Annotated in this window: 20 protein-coding genes; 13 read left to right on the top strand and 7 right to left on the bottom strand. The window is 59.4% G+C overall.

The genetic code is table 11. From position 1 onward, the window contains the following. The first annotated feature begins 171 nt into the window (after window positions 1-171). Together A2I95_RS00705 and A2I95_RS00700 are read left to right on the top strand one after the other, a co-directional pair. Window positions 172-1320 (top strand): efflux RND transporter periplasmic adaptor subunit, encoded by a 1149-nt coding sequence (locus tag A2I95_RS00705; RefSeq protein WP_291726694.1) that lies wholly within the window; start codon window positions 172-174, stop codon window positions 1318-1320. Window positions 1321-1323: 3 nt separating this feature from the next. Continuing rightward, window positions 1324-4449: an efflux RND transporter permease subunit gene (locus A2I95_RS00700; RefSeq protein WP_291726691.1), complete on the top strand. Its 3126-nt coding sequence runs from the start codon at window positions 1324-1326 to the stop codon at window positions 4447-4449. A gap of 88 nt (window positions 4450-4537) precedes the next feature. Here A2I95_RS00700 and A2I95_RS00695 read toward each other — a convergent pair whose 3' ends face one another. Continuing rightward, window positions 4538-4750 (bottom strand): hypothetical protein, encoded by a 213-nt coding sequence (locus tag A2I95_RS00695; RefSeq protein WP_129370899.1) that lies wholly within the window; start codon window positions 4748-4750, stop codon window positions 4538-4540. A gap of 506 nt (window positions 4751-5256) precedes the next feature. On the opposite strand from A2I95_RS00695, the gene A2I95_RS00690 reads away from it, so the two are divergent. The 3 genes from A2I95_RS00690 (at window position 5257) to A2I95_RS00680 (ending at window position 9372) form a co-directional block, all read left to right on the top strand. After that, complete coding sequence (locus A2I95_RS00690) at window positions 5257-6222, top strand: TAXI family TRAP transporter solute-binding subunit (RefSeq protein ID WP_291726688.1); 966 nt, start codon at window positions 5257-5259, stop codon at window positions 6220-6222. Window positions 6223-6334: 112 nt separating this feature from the next. Continuing rightward, window positions 6335-8944, top strand: a complete 2610-nt coding sequence (locus tag A2I95_RS00685) for a TRAP transporter permease (RefSeq protein ID WP_291726686.1) — start codon at window positions 6335-6337, stop codon at window positions 8942-8944. Next, window positions 8941-9372 (top strand): universal stress protein, encoded by a 432-nt coding sequence (locus A2I95_RS00680; RefSeq protein ID WP_027258971.1) that lies wholly within the window; start codon window positions 8941-8943, stop codon window positions 9370-9372. Before A2I95_RS00685 ends, A2I95_RS00680 begins: the two co-directional genes overlap by 4 nt. A gap of 27 nt (window positions 9373-9399) precedes the next feature. Here A2I95_RS00680 and A2I95_RS00675 read toward each other — a convergent pair whose 3' ends face one another. From A2I95_RS00675 to A2I95_RS00665, 3 genes are read right to left on the bottom strand one after another with little or no spacing between them, the layout of a single operon-like run. Further along, a complete protein-coding gene (locus tag A2I95_RS00675) occupies window positions 9400-10449 on the bottom strand; it encodes a lipocalin-like domain-containing protein (protein ID WP_291726680.1) in 1050 nt (349 codons plus the stop codon). Beyond that, a complete protein-coding gene (locus A2I95_RS00670; RefSeq protein ID WP_291726678.1) occupies window positions 10439-12856 on the bottom strand; it encodes an FtsX-like permease family protein in 2418 nt (805 codons plus the stop codon). Before A2I95_RS00670 ends, A2I95_RS00675 begins: the two co-directional genes overlap by 11 nt. Beyond that, window positions 12853-13509: an ABC transporter ATP-binding protein gene (locus A2I95_RS00665; RefSeq protein ID WP_291726676.1), complete on the bottom strand. Its 657-nt coding sequence runs from the start codon at window positions 13507-13509 to the stop codon at window positions 12853-12855. The genes A2I95_RS00670 and A2I95_RS00665 overlap by 4 nt, the downstream gene beginning before the upstream one ends. A gap of 185 nt (window positions 13510-13694) precedes the next feature. Between A2I95_RS00665 and A2I95_RS00660 the strand changes: the two genes are divergently transcribed. Beyond that, entirely contained in the window at window positions 13695-14144 is a 450-nt protein-coding gene (locus A2I95_RS00660) for a potassium channel family protein (RefSeq protein WP_291726674.1), read from the top strand. On the opposite strand, the gene cls is transcribed toward A2I95_RS00660, so the two are convergent. Next, on the bottom strand, window positions 14141-15556 hold the full coding sequence (cls, locus tag A2I95_RS00655) for a cardiolipin synthase (RefSeq protein ID WP_291726671.1): 1416 nt from the start codon (window positions 15554-15556) through the stop codon (window positions 14141-14143). The two genes, A2I95_RS00660 and cls, sit on opposite strands and share 4 nt — an antisense overlap. 145 nt (window positions 15557-15701) lie before the next feature. On the opposite strand from cls, the gene A2I95_RS00650 reads away from it, so the two are divergent. After that, window positions 15702-16568, top strand: coding sequence for a YihY/virulence factor BrkB family protein (locus A2I95_RS00650; protein ID WP_291726668.1), 867 nt, complete (start codon window positions 15702-15704; stop codon window positions 16566-16568). Between the two features lie 128 nt (window positions 16569-16696). Beyond that, window positions 16697-16885 carry a hypothetical protein gene (locus tag A2I95_RS00645; RefSeq protein WP_027258978.1) on the top strand — a complete coding sequence of 63 codons (189 nt, stop codon included), beginning with the start codon at window positions 16697-16699 and terminating at the stop codon, window positions 16883-16885. Window positions 16886-16892: 7 nt separating this feature from the next. Here the strand turns inward: A2I95_RS00645 and A2I95_RS00640 are convergent, their stop codons facing one another. Together A2I95_RS00640 and A2I95_RS00635 are read right to left on the bottom strand one after the other, a co-directional pair. After that, the gene (locus A2I95_RS00640; protein ID WP_291726963.1) at window positions 16893-17609 is read right to left on the bottom strand and encodes an RlmE family RNA methyltransferase; all 717 of its coding nucleotides are present in this window, start codon (window positions 17607-17609) and stop codon (window positions 16893-16895) included. Between the two features lie 77 nt (window positions 17610-17686). Further along, window positions 17687-18799: a Ppx/GppA phosphatase family protein gene (locus tag A2I95_RS00635; RefSeq protein ID WP_291726663.1), complete on the bottom strand. Its 1113-nt coding sequence runs from the start codon at window positions 18797-18799 to the stop codon at window positions 17687-17689. A gap of 283 nt (window positions 18800-19082) precedes the next feature. On the opposite strand from A2I95_RS00635, the gene A2I95_RS00630 reads away from it, so the two are divergent. The 5 genes from A2I95_RS00630 (at window position 19083) to A2I95_RS00610 (ending at window position 23855) form a co-directional block, all read left to right on the top strand. Next, entirely contained in the window at window positions 19083-19379 is a 297-nt protein-coding gene (locus A2I95_RS00630; RefSeq protein ID WP_027258981.1) for a virulence factor, read from the top strand. A 26-nt stretch (window positions 19380-19405) separates the two neighbouring features. Beyond that, window positions 19406-20332, top strand: coding sequence for a methylenetetrahydrofolate reductase (locus tag A2I95_RS00625; RefSeq protein WP_291726659.1), 927 nt, complete (start codon window positions 19406-19408; stop codon window positions 20330-20332). A 17-nt stretch (window positions 20333-20349) separates the two neighbouring features. Beyond that, complete coding sequence (locus A2I95_RS00620; RefSeq protein ID WP_291726657.1) at window positions 20350-21411, top strand: methyltetrahydrofolate cobalamin methyltransferase; 1062 nt, start codon at window positions 20350-20352, stop codon at window positions 21409-21411. A 36-nt stretch (window positions 21412-21447) separates the two neighbouring features. Continuing rightward, complete coding sequence (locus A2I95_RS00615; protein WP_291726655.1) at window positions 21448-22587, top strand: GlxA family transcriptional regulator; 1140 nt, start codon at window positions 21448-21450, stop codon at window positions 22585-22587. Window positions 22588-22715: 128 nt separating this feature from the next. Next, the gene (locus A2I95_RS00610; RefSeq protein WP_291726653.1) at window positions 22716-23855 is read left to right on the top strand and encodes a ring-hydroxylating oxygenase subunit alpha; all 1140 of its coding nucleotides are present in this window, start codon (window positions 22716-22718) and stop codon (window positions 23853-23855) included. The last annotated feature ends 61 nt before the right edge of the window (window positions 23856-23916 follow it).

Raw genomic sequence — 23916 nt, 5'->3', positions numbered from 1 at the left:
GAAGGCCGCAGGCAAATCGCGGGTTTTCGCAACTGAATTGGGCTGCCGGAACGTGTGTTGCTTGCAGAGAGCAGCCCGCGCAGTATTCAATAGGGTTATGTTTTGAAAACGAGAGTGCGCACCGGAAAACCGGCCGCTCGGATTATTTCTGTCAAATTGAAAGGCTCAAGGATGAAGAGTTTCTGGAACAGGGGCCTGACCGGCTGGACCGGGCTTGCAGCAATTGCAGCGGTAGGCTTGGCCAGTGCGGATGCGGCGTTTGCACAGCAGGGTGCTGCGCCAAAGGTTTCGGTGTCGCAGGCAGTGGTTAAGCCGATCAAGGACACCTCAACCTTCATCGGCCGCGGTGAAGCGATCGACAAGGCCAACATCATGGCCCGGGTCAATGGCTACCTCGAAGAGGTGCTGGTCAAAGATGGCGCTGAGGTGGAAAAGGGCGACGTGCTGTTCCGCATCGAACGCAGCGCTTATGAGGCCGTTCTGGAAAGCCGCCGCGCCGAACTGGCCCAGGCGGAGGCCAATTTGGAGCTCGCCTCGCTGGATCTGGCCCGCAAGCAGGAGCTGTTCGAACGCGGCTCGGTGCCCGAGGCCGACCGGGACACCTCCCGCGCCAATGAATTGGTGGCAGAGGCCCAGGTCCGCGCCGCTGCGGCCGCCATCAAGCAGGCCGAACTGGACCTGAGCTATACCGAGATTCACGCACCCTTTTCCGGCCGGGTCGGGCGTGTCGAGGTCAGCATCGGGGATGTGGTCAACCCCAGCGGTGCTGCTCTTGTCAATATCGTGCGCGAAGCACCTGTTTATGTTTCCTTTTCTTTGAACGAAAAGCAGTTCGTCGAAATTTTGCAGGAGCTGCAGGCCGAGGGTATTGAACGGTCCGATACCGATACCGCACCGGAAGTGTTTGTCGTCCTGCCCAATGGCGCCGAGCTGGAGGAAAAAGGACGGATCGCCTTTGCCGGCAACCGGGTTGATCCGGCCACCGGCGCTGTGACCGTGCGGGCGCAGTTTCAAAACGACCACCGGCTGATTCTGGATGGCGCCTTTCTGACCGTTGGCTTGCAGTCGCAGGAGGCGGTCGACCGGATCATCATCAGCCAGGCCGCGATCCAGCGCGATCAGCAGGGGCCGTTTGTTCTGGTGGTGGATGATCAGAACCAGGTGGCCCAGCGCTATATCGTCACTGGCGATGTGCAGGGCACTGGCATCATCGTGCTGGACGGGCTGACAAATGGGGAAACCGTTGTGGTCGAAGGCCTGCAGAAAATCCGCCCGGGCGTGGAAGTGGACCCGGTGCTGGCCGCCCAGGCAGGAGAATAAGCGATGTTTTCCTCTATTTTCATCTCGCGGCCGAAGTTCGCGATTGTTATCTCGCTGGTGCTGACGGTCATGGGGGTGATCGGCTATTTCGCGCTGCCGGTGGCGCAGTTCCCGGAAATCACCCCGCCGGTGGTGAACGTCACCGCCAGCTATCCCGGTGCCAATGCCGAAACCGTTGAAAAAAGCGTCGCCGCGCCGATCGAGGCGCAGGTCAACGGGGTGGACGGGATGCTCTACATGTCCTCCACATCAGCTGACGACGGCAGTTACTCTCTCTCTGTGACCTTTGAAGTTGGCACTGATGCCGATATTGCATCCGTCAACGTGCAGAACCGGGTGGCGCAGGCGACAGCGGCACTGCCGTCCGAGGTCACGGCAAACGGTGTGGTGACGCAGAAAAGCTCCTCCAACATGCTGCTGGTTGCGGCCCTGACATCGCCCAACAGCTCGTATGACAACGTGTTTCTGTCCAACTATGCCGCTATCAACATCAAGGATGCCCTGGCCCGCGTCGAAGGGGTGGGTAAGGCAGACATCCTGACCAATTTCGAATACGCCATGCGGGTCTGGCTGGATCCGAACAAGATGGCCGGCCTCGGGATTTCACCCGGTGACGTGATCAACGCGGTGCGCGAGCAGAACATCGAAGTCTCCGCCGGGCAGGTGGGCGCACCGCCGGTTCCGGGCGATCAGGTGTTTCAATACACCATCAAGTCCAAAGGCCGTCTGACCGAGGTCAGCGAGTTTGAGGACATCGTCATCCGCACCGGTGACGGCGGCAGCACTGTCCGGCTCAGAGATATTGCCAAGGTTGAACTGGGGGCTTCCAATTACAGTTCCTCGGGCTATTTTGACGGCGTGCCGGCAACCATCCTGGCTGTCTACCAGTCTCCCGGCGCCAATGCGCTGGCGGTGTCCGAGGCTGTGCTGGCAGAGATGGACCGGCTGTCGGGGGATTTCCCGGACGATGTTGCCTATTCCGTGCCGTTCAACACCACGGATTTTGTCGAACAATCGCTGAATGACGTGATTTCCACCCTAATGATGACCTTTGCGCTGGTGATCTCGGTGGTGTTCATCTTCCTCGGCTCTTTCCGGGCGACTATTATCCCGGCGGTGGCCATCCCGGTGTCCCTTATCGGGACATTTGCCTTCCTGCTGGTGCTTGGCATGTCGCTCAACACCATTTCGCTGTTTGCACTGGTGCTGGCGATCGGCATCGTGGTGGATGACGCCATCGTGGTGGTGGAAAACGTCGAACGGATCATCGCAGAGGAGGGGCTGCCCCCGGCTGAGGCCACCCGCAAAGCGATGGGGCAGATCACCGGTCCGGTGATTGCCACAACCTTGGTGCTGCTGGCGGTGTTTGTGCCGGTGACTTTCATGCCCGGGATCACTGGCAAGCTGTACTCGCAGTTTGCGGTGACCATTTCGGTTGCGGTTGTGATCTCTTCGGTCAACGCGCTGACGCTGTCGCCGGCCCTTTGTGCCATTGTGCTCAAGGCGCGCTCCGGCCCGCCAAAAGGCTTGCTGGCACTGTTCGAGAACATGATCGGCGGCGTCCGCAGCGGCTATCTGAGCATCGTCACCCGGCTGCTGCGATTGCCAGTGATCGGGCTTGCCATCATCGCGGCCGTTGCCTTTGGCACCGGCAGCATTTTCACTGCCACTTCGAAAGGCTTCCTGCCGGCTGAAGACAACGGCTATCTGTTTGTGGATGTCCAACTGCCTGACGCAGCGGCGCTGGGGCGGACGGAGACAGTAACCGGACGGATCGATGAGCAGATCCGGCAGATCCCCGGTGTTCAAGGCACGGTTCTGGTGAATGGTTTCAGCCTTCTGAACGGGGCGGGGGCCAATGGTGCCATGATCATCGCCTCCCTTCACCCCTGGGATGAACGGCAAACCGAGGCGCTGCATCCCAATGCCATCCTCGGCCAGATCTACGGCATTGCCAACGGGGAAGCCGCTGCCAGTATCGTTGCCTTCAACCCGCCGCCGATTTCGGGCCTGGGCATGTCCGCAGGCGTGGAAATGGCCATCCAGCAGACGGCCGGCGGCACCCCGCAGGATCTGGCGCAATCGGTCGGCTCGCTGGTCTATTCCGCCAACCAGCGTCCGGAAATCGCGCAGTCCTACACAACCTTCCGGGCCAACGTGCCGCAGGTGTTTGTCGATCTGGACCGCGAGAAAGCCAAGACGCTGAATGTGCCGATTTCCGAAGTCTTCCAGACCATGCAGGCGCATCTGGGGTCCTATTACGTCAACGACTTCAACCTGTTCGGGCGCGTTTACAAGGTGATGCTGCAGGCCGAGGGCACCTACCGCGACAAGATCGAGGATATCGGCGGCCTGTATGTGCGGACCCAGTCCGGTGAAATGGTCCCGCTGTCTACCCTGATTGATGTGGAAAACGTTTTGGGGCCGGTGCTGCTGAAGCGGCACAATATCTTCCGCTCGGCCACTGTCACTGCTGTGCCGGCTGAGGGTCTGTCCACCGGCGATGCCATCCGGGTGATGCAAGAGGAAGCCGCCACGGCGCTGCCGCCGGGTTATGCCTTTGAATGGACGGGCACGGCGCAGCAGCAGCTGGACTCGGCGGGGCTGGTCACTGTGATCCTGGCGATGGCGGTTCTGTTCGGCTATCTGTTCCTGGTCGCGCAATACGAAAGCTGGACAATGCCGGTGGCGATCCTGCTGTCGGTGATCGTGGCCCTGTTCGGGGCGGTGGCGGCGGTGGCAATTGCCGGCAATGACATCAACCTTTACACGCAGATCGGGATGATCATGCTGATCGGCCTGGCGTCGAAAAACGCCATTTTGATTGTCGAGTTTGCGATGGAGCAGCGCGCCGCGGGGCTCTCGATCCGTGATGCCGCGCAGGAGGCCGCCAAACAGCGTTTCCGTGCGGTGATGATGACCGCGCTGTCCTTTCTCCTGGGGGTGGTGCCATTGATGGTTGCGTCAGGAGCCGGGGCAGCCAGCCAGCGTGCCATCGGTATTGCCGTCTTTGGCGGGATGCTGGCGGCGACCGTGGTGGGCGTTATAGTGGTGCCGGTGCTGTATGCCATGATGCAAGGGATGCGGGAACGCATCAAACGCACACCGGCAGCCCAGCCGGCAGAGTAAAACAGCCAACCCCGCCAGGACAACTGGCGGGGTTTTCTCTTCCATCAGAACCGCAGGTCCGGCAGGGCTGGCAGCGATCAGCCGGTCATCAGGCGCGGCGTGCTCGCAGGCCGCGATCATGGGCCGCCGACAGGATCAGGTCCCATTTCCGCGGCGTGCAGCGGAACTCGGGCTCCACGTCGCAGGTCAAAGGCGCATTTGCCTCGCTGGGTATCTTTCTGGCTTCAGCGGAAACGCATCGTTCCAAGGCCCAGAAATCCGTCAAAGACGGGTTGTCAGTAATCACTTGGCTCAGCAGCATTGCCGCTAGCTCCCCGTTAATGCTGTCTGCTTTGTTAATTTTTAGTACCGCGGATCAATTTTTATGTGGTGCGTATTAGCGTCATCCGGATGATTTGTCACCAGGGTGTTTTTCAAACTGTCGCAAATCTGCAAAAATCCGCCTGGAATGGATGCCAAGGTTGCGCGGCACAGAGGCACGGCTGCCCGCAGGAAGAATCGCTGTGCGGTTCACTTTCCTTGCAAGCAAAAACTTTGTGTACAGGTGGCGGAATACACCCGGAATCTGGCGGGGAAAATTATCTAACCTTCGTCATTTAGGAGAAAAATGACGGTTTGAAGGGTGCGTCAATAGATAGCACCCTTGACTTGGCGGGGGGCCGGTGAAACCCTTCTGCACGTGCATAATAATCCGCACATGCCCGGTCTGGCGCGCCGAATTCTGTGGCCGTGCAGGTACCGTAAACACGGTTTCACTGCCCTTCGCGCCAGGCTGCAAATCATAAGACAAGTGGGAGAGACTTGATCATGAAACACACCCAGCTGGCTATCGGTGCATTGGTGGCGGCGTCCTTTGCGGCACCCGCAGCATTTGCTCAGGAATACATCACCATCGGCACCGGCGGCGTGACCGGTGTTTATTACCCGACCGGCGGCGCCATCTGCCGTCTGGTGAACAAGGGCCGCAAGGAGCACGGCTTCAAATGCGCCGTCGAATCCACCGGCGGTTCGGTCTACAACATCAACACCATCCGCGAAGGCGAGCTGCAGTTCGGCGTGGCCCAGTCTGACTGGCAGTACCACGCTTACAATGGCACCTCCAAATTCGAGGAAGCAGGCCCGTTCGAAGGTCTGCGCGCCGTATTCTCAGTGCACCCGGAACCTTTCACCGTTGTGGCCCGCGCAGATTCCGGCATTTCAACCTTTGACGATCTCAAGGGCAAGCGCGTCAACATCGGCAACCCGGGCTCCGGCCAGCGCGGCACCATGGAAGTGCTGATGGAAGCGAAGGGCTGGGGCATGGAAGATTTCGCCCTGGCAACCGAGCTGAAGGCGGCTGAACAGTCGGCAGCACTGTGCGACAACCAGATTGACGCAATGATCTATACTGTTGGCCACCCGTCGGGGTCGATCCAGGAAGCCTCCACCGCCTGTGACTCGGTGCTGGTCACCGTGGACGGCGAAGCGGTTGAGAAACTGGTTGGCGACAACTCCTTCTATCGGACCGCGACCATCCCCGGCGGCATGTACCGCGGGTCGGATGCGGACACCAACACCTTTGGTGTGGGCGCAACCTTCGTGACCGCGGCGGATGTGTCCGACGATGCGGTTTATGCGGTTGTCAGCTCGGTGTTTGAGAACTTCGAAGCCTTCCAGAAGCTGCACCCGGCCTTCGCCAACCTGAAACCGGAAGAGATGATTGCAGACGGTCTGTCGGCACCGCTGCATCCCGGTGCGGCCAAGTACTACAAAGAAAAAGGCTGGATCGAGTAATCCACCCAACATAAGGAACGGGGCGCATTTGGCGCCCCGTTTTGCCTGAGGCCGCTGCCCAGGCTTTAAATTTCAGGCCCCGGAAAAACGGCGGCCACAGGGGAGATTATCCATGGCATCCGATGCACAGGGAAATCGGCCGCTCAGCGAAGAAGAGCTTCAGGAACTTGTCGCGTCCTCAGACGCAGGCGCCCGCAATCCGGTAGGAAGTGTGGGGCTGTTCCTGGCTATTGTCGCAGTAATCTGGTCGGTGTTCCAAGTCATTCTGGCTTCACCCGTTTCCAACCTGCTGCTGCCCGGCAGCGTGGTGAACAATTCCCGGCAAATCCATTTGGCCTTTGCTATTTTTCTGGCCTACGCCGCCTATCCCGCATTGAAGTCAAGCCCGCGGAATTACATTCCCATTCAGGACTGGATTTTCGCGCTGGCTGGCACCGTAATTGCCATGTACGGCTATATTTTCTATCAGAAAATCGTCGACTCTGGTGGGCTTGCCGATGATATGGATAAATGGTTTGCGCTGGCAGGTCTGATCTTGCTGTTCGAAGCCGCCCGCCGTGCCCTGGGCCCGGCGATGGCGATCATCGCGACCATCTTCCTGGCCTATGTGTTCTTCGGCTCCTCTGAATGGGTGCCTGAGGTTATCCGCTGGAAGGGCGCCAGCCTGAAAAAGGCGATGAGCCATATGTGGATCACTTCCGAGGGCGTGTTCGGGATTGCTCTCGGCGTCTCTACCAAGTTTGTCTTTCTCTTCGTGCTGTTCGGTGCGCTGTTGGATAAGGCGGGTGCCGGCAATTATTTCATCAAGATGGCCTTTGGCGCCCTTGGCCACCTGCGCGGCGGCCCGGCCAAGGCCGCGGTGGTGGGCTCTGCCGCAACCGGCCTGATCTCCGGTTCATCCATCGCCAATGTGGTGACAACCGGCACCTTCACTATCCCGCTCATGAAGCGTGTGGGATTCACCTCAGAGCAGGCGGGGTCAGTTGAGGTTGCATCCTCCGTGAACGGTCAGATCATGCCGCCGGTGATGGGCGCTGCGGCCTTTCTGATGGTGGAATACGTGGGCATCTCCTATGTTGAGGTGATCACCCATGCCTTCCTGCCCGCCGCGATTTCCTACATCGCGCTGGTCTATATTGTGCATCTGGAAGCAGTGAAGCGGAACATGCCGACGCTGGGCAACCGGGTTGTCTCCATGGGTCGCACAATTGGCGGCATGGCGCTGTTCTTTGCCGGTTTTGCAGCCCTCTGCTATGGCGTGCAGTACCCGGTCAAATGGATCACCTCAACCATGCCGGGCGCCTCCGGACTGACCCTGTCGGCGCTGGTGTTCGCAGCTTATGTCGCCCTGTTGTGGCTGGCTGCCGGCGTGGACGACCTGGTGCCGGATGACCCCAACGCCAAAGAGGTCGAACTGCCGGTTGTGGGCGAGATCTATAAGGCAGGCCTGCATTACCTGCTGCCGATCATCGTGCTGGTCTACTTCCTGATGATTGAGCAGAAATCCCCGGGGCTGTCGGCCTTCTGGGCAACTGCACTGCTATTTATGATCCTGCTGACGCAAAAACCGCTCAAGGCGATCTTCCGCGGTCAAAGCAATATGGCCAATTCCTTTATGGAAGGCGTCCATGACCTGTGGAACGGTCTGATCGATGGCGCACGCAACATGATCGGCATCGCGCTGGCCACAGCGACTGCAGGTGTGATCGTGGGCACCGTGACGCTGACCGGAGTCGGGCAGGTGATGTCCGAACTGGTGGAGTTTGTCTCGGGTGGCAATCTGATCCTGATGCTGGTGATGGTTGGTATCCTGTCGCTGGTTCTGGGCATGGGGCTGCCGACCACCGCCAACTACATCGTTGTCAGCTCGCTGATGGCCGGTGTGGTGGTGGAACTGGGCGCCCAGTCCGGCCTGATTGTGCCGCTGATCGCGGTGCATCTGTTTGTGTTCTACTTCGGGATCATGGCCGATGTGACGCCGCCTGTGGGGCTCGCCAGCTTCGCCGCCGCAGCGGTGTCGGGCGGTGATGCGATCCGCACGGGGTTCACCGCCTTCTTCTACAGCTTGCGGACCGTGGCGCTGCCGTTTGTGTTCATCTTCAACACCGATCTCTTGCTGATTGATGTGAACTGGATACAAGGCATCCTTGTCGCCATATCAGCGACCATCGCCATCCTGGTCTTCACAGCCGGAACCATGGGGTATTTCGTCAGCCGCAGCCGGATCTATGAAAGCGTCCTGCTGATCTTTGCAGCCTTTGCGCTGTTCCGGCCCGACTTCTTCATGGACCGGGTGATGCCGCCCTTTGAACAGGTGCCGCCGTCCCAGCTGGTTCAGGCCCTGGATGAGGCCGAAGCGGGGGCGGAGTTCCGGATCACGGTCGAAGGCCCTGATTTCGATACGTCTAAGATCAAAAGCACCACCATGATCCTGACCGCTGATGGCAGTGGCGGCCAGCAGGCGGTTGACGCCTATGGACTGCTGCTGCTGGAGGAAGACGGCGCGGTCAAGCTGGACGAGCCGATGTTCGGCACCCCGGCTGCGCCCAATTTGGAAAGCTTTGATTTCTACGCCGATGCACCGGTGCAGATTGCAACAATTCAAGCACCGGCCAGCCAGTTGCCCAAAGAGCTGATCTTTATCCCGGCACTGCTGCTGGTGGCGCTGGTCGCATTGATGCAGCGCGGCCGTGCGCGTGAACAAAAAGGAGTCCCGGCATGAACAAACCTGTTCTATGCGCCCTGGAACTGAGTGATCCGGCGTCCGACGAAAAAGTTCTGACCCAGGCCGCCCGGCTGGCGGATCTGGACGGTGCCCAGCTGGATGTCGTTAATGTGCTGCCGGATTTTGGCGAAAGCTGGGTGTCGGGCTTCTTTGAGGAGCACCACCACCAAAAAGCGGTCAAGGACACCACCCAGCGGCTGCGCGATCTTTGCACCAAGGTGCTGGGAAAGGATGGCAATGCAAAGGTGCGCCATCTGGTGGCCACGGGCAAAGCGTATCAGGAGATCCTGAAAGTGGCCGAGACCGCAGGCAGCGGGCTGATCGTGATCGGCGCGCATAAGCCGGATCTCAAGGACTATTTGCTCGGGCCCAATGCGGCCCGGGTGATCCGGCATTCGGACTGTTCGGTCTTTGTGGTTCGCTGAAGAAACTAAGGGCGCCTGCGGGCGCCCTTATTCGTAGCCGGTCATCTCAAGGTAGCCTTTGCCGCTATGGCTGCCCGTGACGGTCACCGGCCCCTCCCAGTAAGAAAACGAGGTTCCCATCCAGCTTTGCGGGTTAAGTGCCTGCACCTCAACGGAAACGCCTTTGTCTGGCAGGGTTGCTTTCCAGCTGGTCGGGATCTTTCGTCCTTGCACATCGCTTTCAGCACCCGCTTCTGCGCGGAAGGCGCCCGGGGCCAGTGGTTCTGCCACGCCTTCCGCCGTAATCCAGGTGCCCGACGTGAAATCACCGCTGTCGCCACGCAGCACAAACCCCATCAGCTTGTCGCCGCTGTCAAAGCTGAGCGAGAACCAGTCCCAGCCGCTTTGATCCTCCGCCAATGGCTGGCTTGACCATTCGCGGTCCAGCCAGCCATGACCTGTGACGTCAACCGGACCGCCAGGCAGCTCAAGCGTTCCGGAAACCTGATAAAACGGTTGAGAGTAATAATAGCTCGCCTGCCCGCTGTCGGATTTCACAGAATACCCTTCCTCTCCATGCAGCACCAGCGGACCTTCAGCGGTGAGCCGCAAATCATAGGAAAACTCTTGGCCTGAGGCCGCTATCTCCATCTTTTCAAATGACTCTCCCGTGGAGCGCATCTGCCAATCCCCGATCCAGGCGTCGAAAGGATCAGCCGATACCCCAGCCTGACCTACACCTCCGCGGGCAATGCGTTCGGCAAACAGGTGCTGGTCCGGCGATGTCACTGCAGCATGGGCCATCCAGATTTGGGGGCTTTGCCAGCCCTCAGCCTCTCCCGGTGCCAGAGCGGAGCGGAACAACGTCCACTGGATGCCGTAATCTCTGCCGCCGGCATCTGTCAGGTTGGCTGTTAAGTACCACCACTCAATGCGGAAATCCGGATGGGCGCCGTGGTCCTGAGGAAAAGACAGCTGGCGGCCAAGCTCCGGCACCGCAAACCCTTCGGCCTCAGTACCAAGACCGGCATAACCCTGCGGCAGGGCTGCAGTGGCCCAGCTTGCGAGGAGGATCGGGAATAACGGTCTAACGTTCATTGGCAAACACCTTGAGCAGTTCCGCAGGATCCAGGCGGCTGAGACGGCGGGCGGGCAGGGCAGCCGCCACCACCGCAGCCAGCAGGGCCAGCAGGATAAGCCGCAGCCAGTCGCCTGGAAACAGATGCATCGGCAGCTTCCAGCCAAACGCTTCAACATTGATGACGGCCAGCAGCGCCCAGGCCAGAACAAGCCCCAGCGGCAGGGCCAGAACCGCGGTGATCGCGGCCAGCAGCAGGCTGCGCAGGATTTCGGCACCGGCCAGCTGGCGGCGGCTGAGACCCATCGCCCAAACCGGGGCAAGCTGCGGCAAACGCTGGCTCCATAGGGTAAGAAGGCTGGTAAGCATGGCAAACCCGGCCACTCCCAGCGTCAGCAGGTTCAGCGCTGAGGTCACTGTAAAGGTCCGGTCAAAGACGCCCAGAGAGCGGGCCTTGATGCCCGCCTGATCAACGATGTTTTCCCATGGTATTTCAAACGCTTCACGAATGGAATTGACCAATTCAGGCACATTTTCTGCAGGCAGCCGCAGCCCGAACTGCCGGTTGGGAATATCCGGTGCGCGGTCCAGCAAAGCGGCAAGGGAGGTGATCACCTGGCCATTCGGATTGCCATAGTCGGAATAAATCCCAGCAATTGTCAGCTCCCAATCCGGGGCCAATGCCAAGGAACGCCCGGGGCTAAGGTCATGACGGCGGGCAAATTGTTCATTGACCAGCAGGGCCTCTCCAGCGGCGACACGGTCCCAGACGTTCGGCAGCGCCTCCAGCAGCGGCCAATTTTGCCGGTAGGTCTCATCATCTGCAACGCCGTATATCCGCAGCGGTGCCCCCTTGTAGCGGATGTCACTGCGCCGGATCGGAAGCACGGTAATGCCCCGATCTTCCAGCCACAGCGTCAGCTTCGCTCCTTGTTCATCGCTTGTCGTGGTCACATAAACTTCAGCCGGCAGGCGTTGGTCCAGCCAACCAGTAAAGGTGAGCCTGAAGCTGGAAACCATTGTTCCGACACCAATATTCGTCGCCAACGCCAGCAGCAGCGCCATCAGGGCAAGCGTCATCCCCGGCAATTGCGCCCGAGTGTCGGCCCAAAGCCATTCGGCAAATGGACGTGTGCATAGCCGCGCCCCGATCCGCAGACCGGTGGAGATCAGCAGCGGCAGCATCAGTGCAGCCCCCAGCATAAGCCCGGACAGAAAGACAAAACCTGCAATAAGTCCTTGAAAAATTGACATTACCGAAATCCCTGCGAGCAAACAGAGGGCACCTGCGATCGCCGCTGCCAGGTGCGACTTGCTTGCCTGTTGTCCGCGGGCCTGGGTTGCAGGTGCAGCCAGCAGGGGCATCCGCCATAAGGCGTAAAGCGCCTGCGCGCCGGCCAGGAACGTGCCGCCGCAGGACATTGCCAGCCCGGACAATACCCACTCAAGACGTAAGCTGAGGGCGCCATCCACCGAGGCGCCGTAGAGACCGGACAGTGTGGCCTGAACATCCGGCAGCAAGGCAGCCGCGACCAGATAACCACCGGCCAGCCCCGCAATACCGGAAATCAGCGCAACAACCGCAAGCTCCACTGCGAACAGGGCAACCAGAACCCGCATCGGAACACCCAGACCGCGCAGGGTCCGGATCATGCCGCGGCGCTGCTCCAGGCTGAGGCCAATGGTCCCTTGAACAATGAACAGCCCGACAGCAAAGGACAACAAACCAAAGGCTGTCAGGTTGAGGTGGAAACTGTCAGTAAGCCGCGCCGTATCTGCCGCCGCATTCCGAGCGGAAATGCGGGTCAGGCCGGGGGCAAGTTGCTGCAGGGGCGGCAGGCCGGAAATTTGATCCGGCAGAATGATCAGGTAGCTGAGACTGTCCGGCTGGCGCAGCAGGCGGCTGGCCAAACTGATGTCGGCGATCAGCACCCCGCGCGGCAATCTGTCCGTTTGGGTGACCGGGTGCTTACTTTGCGCGGCAGAAAGCATCTGCGCAGTTTCCGGGTGTGCAAAGAACCGGCCCGGCGGCAGCAGCGCATCCAATGCAGGTGTGCTGTCCTGCTCTGCCGCCTCAGCCAGGGCCGGAACCAGAGGATGGCTCAGCAGATCAATACCCATGATATCAAAGCTTTGCCGCTTGAATCTGACAGTTCCTTCCAGAACAGGCGTCAGTTGCCAGCCCGACCGGCGCAGGCTTGCGTATTGCTGCAGCGGGATTGAGCCGTCTTCCGGCGCCAGCCGGTCCGCAACTGTTGTGCCTAGCTGTTCCGCGGCGCGGGCGTAGCTGGCGCGGGCCTCACCGTTGATCGCCTGAACTGCGGACCATAACCCCGTTGCCAGGGCCAGCCCGGCCATGAGCGTCACCAATTGCAGAGGATGCCGGCACCAGTGCGACAGGAGGGCGCTCAGCGCGGTGCGGATCATGCGGTTTGGCCAAGCTGCAAATGCAGGCGCTGGTCCAGCATCCTGGCAATGGCGGCGGAATGCGTGACCAGAAACAGGGCCGCGCCACTTTCCCGCACCAGCTCCAGCATCAGGTCCATCACCGCTGCACTGGCGGTCTCATCCAGATTACCGGTCGGCTCATCCGCCAGCAGCAATTTTGGGCGCAAGGCCAGAGCACGGCCAATAGCAACCCGCTGTTGCTGCCCGCCAGAGAGCTGCTCTGGATAGCGATCAAGCAAGCCGGTCAGGCCAAGACGGCCCGCCAGCGCTTGCCCCCAGTCCGCGTCCCACCGCTTGCCCAACCGCGCATGCAACGAGATATTTTGCCAAATACTGAGTGAAGGGATCAGATTAAACTGTTGAAATACCAGTGAAACATCCCGCCGCCTTAACGCCGCGCGCTGCCGGTCTCCGAGGTTTGAAAGCGGGGTGCCCGCAATTTCAATTTCGCCGCTGTCAAAACGATCCAATGCCCCGGCTAAATGCAGCAATGTGCTCTTTCCGGATCCGCTGTCACCCGTCAGCGCCAGGCTGCTGCCAGCCGCCAAATCCAAAGACACCCCGCGCAAGACAGCGGTTTCGGGCGTCTGTCCCGGATAGGTTTTGGTAACATTGCGGATCTTCAAAACCATTCCGCGGCACCCTCCTGCGCTTTGGTCTTCAATGCCTGCAACGGCACTCAATACCTCTGCCAGGAAGATGTCCAGTGCGGCACAAAGACTGGCCCATCCGGCATTCTTATGGTTAAGCGTTGCGGAGTACATTTCTAAGGTGCCGAATTGCCCCGAAACAGCTTCACACCGACGGGAGAGCCAATATGACGCTATGGAACCAGTTGCTGTTGGGCTCGGTCTATCTGAGTGTCTGCTTGATCCTCGAAATTTCTGTTCTGGTTTTGTGTTCCGCAGTGTTGAACAAACTGTCGGCGGGCTTTCCCAAACCTTTCAGGCCTTGGCAAATCGGCATTATGCTGGTGGTGGCGATTTTCATAATTCTGGGCAGCCATACGGCTCAGATCTGGATTTGGTCCGCTGCCTTTGTCCTCGTCGGCGCGATCGGCGACTGGAACACATCTGTCTATTTTTCTCTAGCGACCTATACCACGCTTGGTTACGGCGATGTCGTTCTGGGTCCGGCGTTGCGGATATTTGCCGCCTTTGCCGCAGTCACCGGGTTATTCGGCTTTGGGATCAGCACGGCCTTTCTGGTCAGCGCAATGGGGCGGCTGTTCTCCCTGAACGGAGAAGCAGATAGCGCAAAGAATTAAAGCACAGGCGCCAGCAAGCGCACGACGGGAGCCAGCAAGCGAATGCGCAATGCCTGCCGGTCCAGCGGCTGTGTAAGCTCGGTAGAACGCTGGAAATCCCTGGCCAGCATTTCGGTGATTTCACGCGCTGAGCGCGGGTCAAAAAACAAGGCCATGGTTTCAAAGTTCAGCCGGAATGACCGGTAGTCCAGGTTTACCGTGCCTACACCCGAAATCCTTTCGTCGATAACAAAACATTTCTGATGCATAAAGCCGCCCCGGTAGCGCAGGATACGAACGCCTGCCTCCCGCAGCTCATCAAAAAATGCAAAACTCGCAAGCCAAGGCAGGTGGTGGTCAATGGAATCCGGCAAAAGGATCCGGACATCCAGCCCGCGCAACGCGGCATGTTTCAAGGCAGCAAGCACCTCCTGATCCGGGACCAGATACGGGGAAGCCAGCCAAACTTTTTCCTGTGCCGCGGTGATTGCCGAGAAATACAGCATGGATCCGTTGCCAATGGTATCGCCGGGCCCTGTCGAGACGATCAGGCCGGGCCGGTTTTGCGGTGACCGTTCAGCGTCCCAGTTCAACAGGTCCAGGATCGGCTCTTGCGTGCGCCAGTGCCAATCCTCGGCAAAGGAGAGCTGCAACTGCTGAACAACCGGACCGGAGAGGCGAACATGCGTATCCCGCCATGGCCCCATAACAGGGTCCAGCCCCAGGTATTCCTCGCCAGCATTCAGACCGCCGGTAAAGCCTGTCCGGCCGTCCACAATGACGGTTTTCCGGTGGTTCCGGAAATTGATGCGAAGCCGGTGCCAAGGCCGCCTCTGCACCGCCGGATCAATCATGTTGACCCCTGCCTCCTCCAGCGCGCGGAAAAAGCTGCCGGGCAGCTTCCGGCTGCCGATGCTGTCTGTCATGAACCAAACCGTCACGCCGCGTTCTGCGGCTTCTATCAGCTTTTTCTGAAGTTGCCTGCCCACTGTGTCCGCACGCAGAATGTAGTATTGCACAAGAATATATTCCTGCGCTTTATCAATCTCTTCGAAGATTATGCTAAAGGTATTTTCGCCGTCGATCAACAATTCCAACCCGTTCCCGTGGCAGACGTTCAGGCCTGCAATGGCTTCAAAAGGCGCGGTGTTTACCGGCAGCTTACGTGCCTCCTCGGATTGGGCGCTGGTATAGTTCCGCATGGCAGCAACAGCCTGTTCCGCGGCGCGGCGTGCCGTCCAGTATCCTTTGAACCGGTGGTGGCCAAAAACCATGTAGGCGGGCAGGGCGGCGATCGGGGCAGCCAGCAGGAAGACCGCCCAGCCGATCGCCCCTTGCGGCGTGCGCGCCGTTCGGGCCGCGCTGAGGGCAGCAAGCCCCGCAGCCGTCCAGGTTGCGGCAACCGCCGCGGTGCTGACAACGATCCAAAACATTTGAAAGTCCTAAGATAGCGCTTTGATTTCAAATTAGTACTGAATGGCGGTGCCTGCTACACTAGGCTGGGCAGCGGCGAGCGGAAATCAAGGCGTTTGATCTTTGCCGCTGGCAATTTCCCAATGGTTGTGGAACCTTGCGCCTATGCCGATCCTTCCGCCATTACGCTGCTGGCCTGCAGCCCTGCTGGACGCCACCCGCCGTTTCAACCGGAAAAACGGCTGGGTGATGAGCAGCCATATCGCCATGTCGATGATGCTGGCGCTGTTTCCGTTTGTTCTGTTTACGGTGGCGCTGGCGGGAACAGTCGCCGGCTTGCTGTCGCAGGACGTCGCCATGGAAACCCTGACCGAACAAGTGTTCAGCGTTTGGCCGGACGCGGTGGCACGGCCGATCCTGACCGAGCTGAAAGCGGTACTGCAGACATCAAATACCCAGCTTGTCACCCTGGGCGGTCTGTTTGCGCTTTATTTTGCATCAAATGGCGTCGATGCCGTCCGCACCGCCATGGTGCAGGCTTATCATGATACAGATACAAGACCGTTTTGGCGGTCGAGAGCGCTGTGCATCGGGCTGGTCGTTCTGGGCGGGGCTGGTATTCTGGCCGTTACCGTATTTGAAGTGATACTGCCGCTCTATGTCAGGCACATCGCCCAATTGCTGCCCTTCGACAGTGTTCCGAAAGGCTGGGAGAAGGGCCTGAGGGGCGTTCTGGCGCTGGCTCTTCCCACTGGCGCGGTGCTGGCGTTTCATGTTCTGCTGCCGGGCCGCGTGCACCGCTTGCGGCGGATCCTGCCGGGCGCAATTCTGACCCTTCTGCTGTGGCTGGCCTGCGGCAGCGGCTTTGCGTTTTACGTCGGATCTTTTGCGCAATACTCGGCCACATACGCAGGACTTGCCGGCGCCATGGCGGCAATGATCTTCCTCTATCTGAATTCGGCTATCCTGATCCTGGGGGCCGAATTCAACGGTGCGCTGATCGAGATTGCCAACGGGATGGGCCGGTCATGAAAGCTGGGGACTTTCGGCAACTGTTTCCGTTTCTTCAACAATAAGGCAGTCCTGCCCCATTTGGGCCCGCCTTGCGGCCCAATCTCCTTTTAGATCTTCAGGAAGAAGCGGATCCAGAAGGGGCCATCATGACAAAATTGCAAAACAAACTGCGTCACATGCGCCTGTTTGAGCTGATGCGCCAGCGTGAAATGGCCAGCCATGTCAGCCGCAAGCTTCGGGTGTCCCGGCTGACTGACGGCGAGGGAGATGAGGCCATCCTGCTGCGCGATCTGGCGACCCGGTCGCTGACCGCACCGCACAGCCGCCGGGTCTGACGGGGCCTCAGCCCCGGAACCCGGTTGCCACCACAAATTTCTCAGAGCTGTCCGACCTTGATGAGGGCGGCTTCATGTTTGTCACTTTGGTGAACTTCTGCTTCAACAGCTTCTGCAGTTCTCCTTCGGCACCGCCGGCCAGAACCTTGGCCACAAAGGTGCCGCCTTCCTCCAGAACGTCAAAGGCAAAAAAGGCAGCGGTTTCACACAATGAGATGATCCGCATGTGATCTGTCTGCTTATGGCCGGAACTGGCCGCCGCCATATCCGACATCACCACGTCAGCCTTGCCGCCAAGCCATTCCTTGACCTTGTCGTCAGCCCCGTCGTCCATGAAGTCGAGCTGATGAAACTCGGCGCCGGCCAGCGATTCAACTTCCTGCAAGTCCACGCCGATGATACGGCCAACAGCCTTGCCCTGTTTCTCGCCCAGAGCATTGATGCGTTTCACCGCAACCTGCGCCCAGCCGCCAGGCGCACAGCCCAGATCGACAATCCGCGCACCGGGCACCAGAAAGCGGTATTTGTCGTCCAGTTCCATGATCTTATAGGCTGCACGTCCGCGATAGCCTTCGGCCTGGGCCCGCTTGACATACGGGTCATTCAATTGCCGCTGCAGCCAAAGCGTCGAGCTGAGCTTGCGCCCGCGCGCGGATTTCACCTTGACCTTCAGATCGCGCTGACCGCGTCCGGATGTGTTCTTACCTGTCGGCGTCTTTGCCATCATCGTCACCATTTGCATCGGGGTGCGGAATTTTTCAAAAATTCCGGCCCGGAAAAATCCAATTTTTCCGGCCCCGCCTAGTAGGGGCCGTCCTCCAGAACGCCATCCGCGCTCATCTGTGCGTAAAGCAGCCCCTCGCGCAGGCCGCGGTCCGCAACCGACAGCCGGTCGGTCGGCCAGCAGCGCAGCAGAGCCTGCAGGATCGCGGAACCGGACATGATCAGGGCCTGCCGGTCCTCGCCGATGCGGGGATCGCGGCGGCGGCCCAGAGGCCCGAGTTCTAGATAACCCCGGATCACCTTGTCAATCTGATCGCTGGTCATCCTTAGCCCGTCCACTTTGGTCCGGTCATACCGTTTCAGCCCCAAATGCGACGCCGCAACCGTTGTGACAGTGCCCGAGGTGCCGACAATCTGAAAACCGGTCCGGGTCTGCTCATCCTTATAAGGCGCAAAATCTGCCAGGTTTTCCTCAAAGAACCAGCTCATCAGCGCAAAGCGGGCGGCGTCATCTTCCACATCGTTGAACTGATCCCGTAATGTGGCAACCCCAAGAGGCACTGAAATCCAATCCACCACCTTGGCTGCGGGAAACGGGCTTTCGGAGGTATGGAACCCGTTGTGCAGCCGCATGATCGCGGACGGGCGGTCGCGCCGCGGCACCGAAGAGATGTCGATCCACACCAGTTCGGTCGAGCCGCCGCCGATATCGACCACCAGCAGCTGATCCGTTTTGGTGGAGACCAGCGGTGCGCAGGAAATCACCGCCAGCCGCGCCTCTTCTTCCGGCTGGATGATTTCAAGTGTCAGGCCGGTTTCCCGTTTCACCTGGCGGATGAAATCGCGGGCATTCTTTGCCCGGCGGCAGGCCTCGGTTGCCACCAGCCGCATCCGCCTGACCCTGTTCCGCTTTAGCTTTTGCTGGCAGATCCGCAGCGCCTGAATGGTGCGCGCCATTGAGGACCGCGACAGCCGTCCGGTCCGCTCCAGCCCGGCGCCGAGCTGCACCGACTTGGAGAAACTGTCGACCACATGGATGCCGCTGCCCTTGGGCTGGGCGATCAGCATGCGGCAGCTATTTGTTCCCAAATCCAGCGCCGCATAAAGCGCATCAGGATCGGGACGGGCCGGTGCAGGGGTTTCGACCGCTTTGGGAAACGCGCCCGCACCTTTCGAGCGCCTGGGCGCCATGATTCACGCCCTCCGATTATCGTGTTAACAATGACAATAGGTGCGCCGGTGCAGCGGCGCAAGCGCCTGACAGCAGAAGTGGCGCGATTTCCGCTGCTTCGAGGAAATCTCATAATCCACATGAAAATTTTGGCATGAACCCCCTGTGGCATTCGAAAGTGCACAAAGCTAGTGTCCCGGCAGCAAAACGTCGCTCTATCCCATCGTGTTGTCGAAAATCGACCAACGTGCGGGCGGCCGCCGCTCTAGAACGTGGTCTATCCAGGCTAGGAGGAAATTAGGCATGCCCGACGTTACGATCGTATACTGGCGCGATATCCCTGCGCAGGTCATCGTTGGCAAAGGCCGCCGCGGCGCCAAACGGCAGCTCGAAGAACGGTTCGAGCAGGCCATCGACCGCGCGGCTATGAAGGTGAACGCCAAGGATGCGGATGCCTATCTTGCCGAATGGCGCAAGGCCGCGCCTTATGCCGCCGAAGGCGAAGCGGCCGATGTTGCCGAAGCCGAGGCAACCCGCCTGGAAACAGAATACGATCAGGACCGTCTGAAGACCCTGATTGCAAATGACGGATGGGCGTGAGCCTGACACCACTATGGGAGGCCGTGATGGCTTTGCTGAACTTTAAGAAACGCGATTCTGGTGCTGGCCAGACTGCCACCCCCGAAATGGAAGCTTTCCTGAAAGGCTATTCCATCGAGGTGATGCCGCGTACTGCGGCCAAGGTCGAAGATTTCCGCGACCTGCTGCCCGCCGGAACCCGTGTCTATGTCGCGCACATCGAAGGCACCCCGATTGAGGACATGGTCGACACCGCCAAGCGCATTGCAGGCGAAGGCTATGACGTGATGCCGCACTTCCCGGCGCGTATCATCAAGGACAAGGCCACCCTGGGCGACTGGATCAACCGTTACCAGGGCGAAGCCGGTGTGAAGCAGGGCCTGATCCTGGCCGGCGGCGTTGCCAAGCCGCATGGCGATTTCGATAGCTCGATGCAGCTGCTGGAAACCGGGCTGTTCGACGATGCGGGCTTTACCAATCTGCACGTTGCGGGCCATCCTGAGCCGAACCTGGACATCGACCCCAAAGGCGGCCGTGCCAACACCTATGCGGCGCTCGATTGGAAACAGGAATTCTCCAAGCGCACCGACGCTGATATGGCGCTGGCAACCCAGTTCTGTTTCGAAGCACAGCCGGTGATCGACTGGGTGAACGAGCTGAGCGAACGCGGCATGAACCTGCCGGTTCATATCGGCATCGCCGGCCCGGCCAAACTGCAGACCATGATCAAGTTCGCAATCGCCTGCGGTGTCGGCCCGTCACTCAAAGTGCTGCAGAAACGCGCCAAGGACGTCTCCAAGCTGCTGCTGCCGCATGAGCCGGGCGAAGTTCTGGCGGGTCTGGCAGCACATAAAGCAGCCAACCCCGATTTCGCAATTGAGAAGGTTCACTTCTTCCCGCTGGGCGGCATCAAGACCAATGCCACCTGGGCGATCAACAACGGCGGCGATTCCGCAAAGCCGGTTAACTCCTAAGACCCTAAGGATCAAAAATGACCCGTACAGTCGTAGAATCAAAAACAAAAACCGCGGTCCTGGGCTTTGACGAGCCGTTCTGCGTCATCGGTGAACGCATCAACCCGACCGGCCGCAAGAAACTGGCCGCGGAGCTGGAAGCCGGCGATTTCTCCACCGTTGAAAAAGACGCTGTTGCTCAGGTTCTGGCCGGTGCAACTGTGCTCGATATTAATGCGGGCGTGGTTTACAATTCGAACCCGAACCCGAACGAAACCGAGCCGCCGCTGATGAAGAAAATCGTCGAGCTGGTGCAGGGGCTGGTCGACGTGCCGCTGTGCATCGACTCTTCGGTGCCGGGCGCGCTCGAAGCCGGCCTGGAAATCTGCGAAGGCCGTCCGCTGCTGAACTCGGTCACCGGCGAAGAAGAACGCCTGGAGCAGATCCTGCCGCTGGTCAAAAAGTACAATGTTCCGGTTGTGGCGATCTCCAATGACGACACCGGCATCTCGGAAGACCCCGATGTGCGTTTCGCCGTCGCCAAGAAGATCGTTGAACGCGCCGCCGATTTCGGCATTCCTGCCCACGACATCGTGGTTGACCCGCTGGTGATGCCTGTTGGTGCAATGGCGACTGCCGGTCTGCAGGTGTTTGCGCTGGTCCGCCGTCTGCGCGAAGAGCTGGGCGTGAACACCACCTGCGGCGCCTCCAACATCTCCTTTGGCCTGCCGAACCGTCACGGCATCAACAACGCTTTCCTGCCGATGGCAATGGGCGCTGGCATGACCTCGGCGATTATGAACCCGGTGGCGCTGCCCATCACGCAGAAGAAAATCGCCGAGAAGAAAGCCGAAGTTGAAGCCGCCGGCATCATCCTGCCCGAGGGCATGGAAGACGAAGCTTTCGTTCAAATGTTCGGTCTCGGCTCCACCAAGCCGCGCGCCGGTAAGGAAATGGAGGCCATCCGCGCTGCCAACTTCCTGACCAACAACGACCCGCATGGCGGCGAGTGGATCAAGTTCAACAAAGAGCCTGCCAAAGAAGGCGAAGAAGGCCGTGGCCGTGGCGGCCGCGCAGGCGGCCGCCGCCGCCGCGCCTGATCCGTGCAGGCAGACTAACCAAGAGGCCGGGCAGAAATGCCCGGCCTTTTTCATTTTATCAGCAACTTGCACGGCGCACTTCATTTCTCTGGCGTGATCCGGGTCTGTTGTGTTCTTGGAGTACTTGCACCCAGCGGACGGTTACTTTACGAAAATGGCCAAATGGAGCTGGTATCAGACAACCCCGTCAAGATCCTTTTGCTGATCACGCCGAACTTCAATTTGGCTGCAACAGTTGGATTTCTCGATCCATTCCGCGCGGCGAACTATCTTGAGGGGAGCGTCAGGTTTCAGTGGCAGATCGTGTCCCAACGTGGCGGACCATGTATCGCCAGCAATGGGCTGAGCATCGATACAGTTGCCTTGTCAGCTGTTCAGGACACAAACGCAGATATCGTTATCGTCTCCTCCAGCTGGGCCCCGGAAGCACATAACACAATACCGTTGCACGCCGCGCTTTGGCGGTGGGCGCGGCAGGGCTGCACATTGGGCGGACTGGATACAGGCGCCTTCATTCTTGGTGAGGCCGGATTGCTAAAGGGCCGCAAGGCCACTGTTCACTACGAACATATCGACGCAATGATCGAGCTGTTCCCGGATGTTGAAGTCAGCGAAGAGCTGTTTGTCTTTGACGGCAACCGCATCACCTGTTGCGGGGGCGTTGCAGTTGCGGATTTTGCACTGCACATTATTCAGGGCACACACGGAGATACGGTGGCAAACGCTGCAGCAAGATATGTGTTTCTGCAAAGCGTTCGGCCGTTTGGGGCGCTGCAGAATCCTGGGTTGGCCGAGCCGATCGGTCAGATGGCGCCCAGCGTGGTCAAGCGGGCGATAGCGATCATGGAACAAAACCTCGAGGTGCCTCTGACGATCCCCGAGATCTGTGAGGCGGTTGAGATTTCACAGCGGCACCTGAACCGGCAGTTCACTGCCTATGTTAAGAAGACGCCGACGTTGTATTACCGGGACATCCGGCTGGACAGGGCACGGGGCCTGGTGACCCAAACCCGGATTCCGCTGGCTGAGGTGGCGGTGGCCTCAGGATTCTCCAGCCAAGTGCATTTCAGCCGGGCGTACCGCGAAAGATTTGGTCTGGCACCGCGCAGTGACCGGATCGAGGGACGTGTGCCATTTGAGTTTCGCGCCTGGCCGATGCATCGGAAGACAGATTAAACGCCTTTTGGCGAAAAGGGTCTGTTTGACGGCCAATTGCGCACAGAAAAGACGGTTCTGAACAGCGATCCTTTTTCCAGCTCGAGTCACCCGGTTCACAGCGGGAACGCCAGAGGAGAAGGTTTGCCATGACTGAACTGCCGTCAAAAAAACAGTTTACTGAGATCGCCAACGGTTACAGCGAGAATGCCTCCGCTTCGCGGTCCTTGCGGGCAGAGGCCTATACGGATCCGGCCTGGCATCAGGTGGACCTGAGGGAAATCATTTCCAGGACCTGGCAATGGGTCTGCCATGTGGAAAAGCTCCGCGAGCCAGGCAGCTACACCACGATCGAAATCGCCGGGCAGCCCATCGCCGTGGTGCGTGACAGAGACGGTGTTTTGCGCGCCTTTTACAACGTCTGCAAACACCGCGCCCATGAATTGCTAAGCGGCGAAGGTATCACGAGCCGGATCATGTGCCCCTATCACGCCTGGGTCTACAAGCTGGACGGCAATCTGATCCGCGCGCCCCATACCGAAAACCTTGAGGGCTTTGACCCCAAGGAAATCTGCCTCGACGAGGTCCAAGTCGAAGAGTTCTGCGGCTTTATCTATGTGAATCTGGACGCTCAGGCGCAATCCCTGCCGAAAATGTCGGGCGATCTGGAAACGGAAATCCAGCACTGGGCACCGGATATTGCCGATCTCACTTTTGCCCATCGGCTGACCTATGACATTAAGTCCAACTGGAAAAACGTGGTCGACAATTTTCTGGAATGCTATCATTGCCCGACAGCGCATAAGGACTTTTGCGATCTGGTCGACATGGACACCTACAAGGTGACAACCCATGGTATCTATTCCAGTCACATGGCCGATGCGGGCAACACGCCCAACAGCGCCTATGATGTCTCCAACGCGACGGTGAAAACCCATGCGGTTTGGTGGCTTTGGCCCAATACCTGCATCATGCGCTATCCGGGCCGGTCCTCGATGATCATTCTGAACATCATCCCGGCTGGACCGGACCGGACGCTGGAAACCTATGATTTCTTCCTCGAAGAAAAGACCCCGAACGAGGCCGAGCTGGAAACCATCCGCTATCTCGACGAGGTGCTGCAGGTCGAAGATATCAACATTGTTGAGAGCGTTCAAAAGGGCATGAACACACCGGCGTTTGACAGTGGACGGATTGTGAATGACCCGGATGGATCGGGCATGTCGGAACACGCAGTCCATCACTTTCATGGTCTGGTTCTGGATGCCTACAAGCGGGCCGCCGGATGAGCGCACCCTGTTTCCCTGCGGCCTGTGCCAAGGCCAAGCCGATGGTATTTGAACCGCCGCC

The organism is Leisingera sp. F5, assembly GCF_001593695.1.
The sequence above is the reverse complement of the archived record's forward strand: the minus strand, read 5'-3'. Positions and strand labels throughout refer to the sequence as shown.

Excerpts from the sequence above, each read along its gene's own strand:
- A2I95_RS00675 (WP_291726680.1), bottom strand. The coding sequence starts at position 10,449 with ATGAACGTTAGACCGTTATTCCCGATCCTCCTCGCAAGCTGGGCCACT.
- A2I95_RS00680 (WP_027258971.1), top strand. The coding sequence starts at position 8,941 with ATGAACAAACCTGTTCTATGCGCCCTGGAACTGAGTGATCCGGCGTCC.
- cls (WP_291726671.1), bottom strand. The coding sequence starts at position 15,556 with ATGTTTTGGATCGTTGTCAGCACCGCGGCGGTTGCCGCAACCTGGACG.
- A2I95_RS00685 (WP_291726686.1), top strand. The coding sequence starts at position 6,335 with ATGGCATCCGATGCACAGGGAAATCGGCCGCTCAGCGAAGAAGAGCTT.
- A2I95_RS00660 (WP_291726674.1), top strand. The coding sequence starts at position 13,695 with ATGACGCTATGGAACCAGTTGCTGTTGGGCTCGGTCTATCTGAGTGTC.
- A2I95_RS00635 (WP_291726663.1), bottom strand. The coding sequence starts at position 18,799 with ATGGCGCCCAGGCGCTCGAAAGGTGCGGGCGCGTTTCCCAAAGCGGTC.
- A2I95_RS00705 (WP_291726694.1), top strand. The coding sequence starts at position 172 with ATGAAGAGTTTCTGGAACAGGGGCCTGACCGGCTGGACCGGGCTTGCA.
- A2I95_RS00610 (WP_291726653.1), top strand. The coding sequence starts at position 22,716 with ATGACTGAACTGCCGTCAAAAAAACAGTTTACTGAGATCGCCAACGGT.
- A2I95_RS00690 (WP_291726688.1), top strand. The coding sequence starts at position 5,257 with ATGAAACACACCCAGCTGGCTATCGGTGCATTGGTGGCGGCGTCCTTT.
- A2I95_RS00625 (WP_291726659.1), top strand. The coding sequence starts at position 19,406 with ATGGCTTTGCTGAACTTTAAGAAACGCGATTCTGGTGCTGGCCAGACT.
- A2I95_RS00665 (WP_291726676.1), bottom strand. The coding sequence starts at position 13,509 with ATGGTTTTGAAGATCCGCAATGTTACCAAAACCTATCCGGGACAGACG.
- A2I95_RS00645 (WP_027258978.1), top strand. The coding sequence starts at position 16,697 with ATGACAAAATTGCAAAACAAACTGCGTCACATGCGCCTGTTTGAGCTG.
- A2I95_RS00630 (WP_027258981.1), top strand. The coding sequence starts at position 19,083 with ATGCCCGACGTTACGATCGTATACTGGCGCGATATCCCTGCGCAGGTC.
- A2I95_RS00670 (WP_291726678.1), bottom strand. The coding sequence starts at position 12,856 with ATGATCCGCACCGCGCTGAGCGCCCTCCTGTCGCACTGGTGCCGGCAT.
- A2I95_RS00640 (WP_291726963.1), bottom strand. The coding sequence starts at position 17,609 with ATGGCAAAGACGCCGACAGGTAAGAACACATCCGGACGCGGTCAGCGC.
- A2I95_RS00650 (WP_291726668.1), top strand. The coding sequence starts at position 15,702 with ATGCCGATCCTTCCGCCATTACGCTGCTGGCCTGCAGCCCTGCTGGAC.
- A2I95_RS00620 (WP_291726657.1), top strand. The coding sequence starts at position 20,350 with ATGACCCGTACAGTCGTAGAATCAAAAACAAAAACCGCGGTCCTGGGC.
- A2I95_RS00700 (WP_291726691.1), top strand. The coding sequence starts at position 1,324 with ATGTTTTCCTCTATTTTCATCTCGCGGCCGAAGTTCGCGATTGTTATC.
- A2I95_RS00615 (WP_291726655.1), top strand. The coding sequence starts at position 21,448 with ATGCCCGGCCTTTTTCATTTTATCAGCAACTTGCACGGCGCACTTCAT.
- A2I95_RS00695 (WP_129370899.1), bottom strand. The coding sequence starts at position 4,750 with ATGCTGCTGAGCCAAGTGATTACTGACAACCCGTCTTTGACGGATTTC.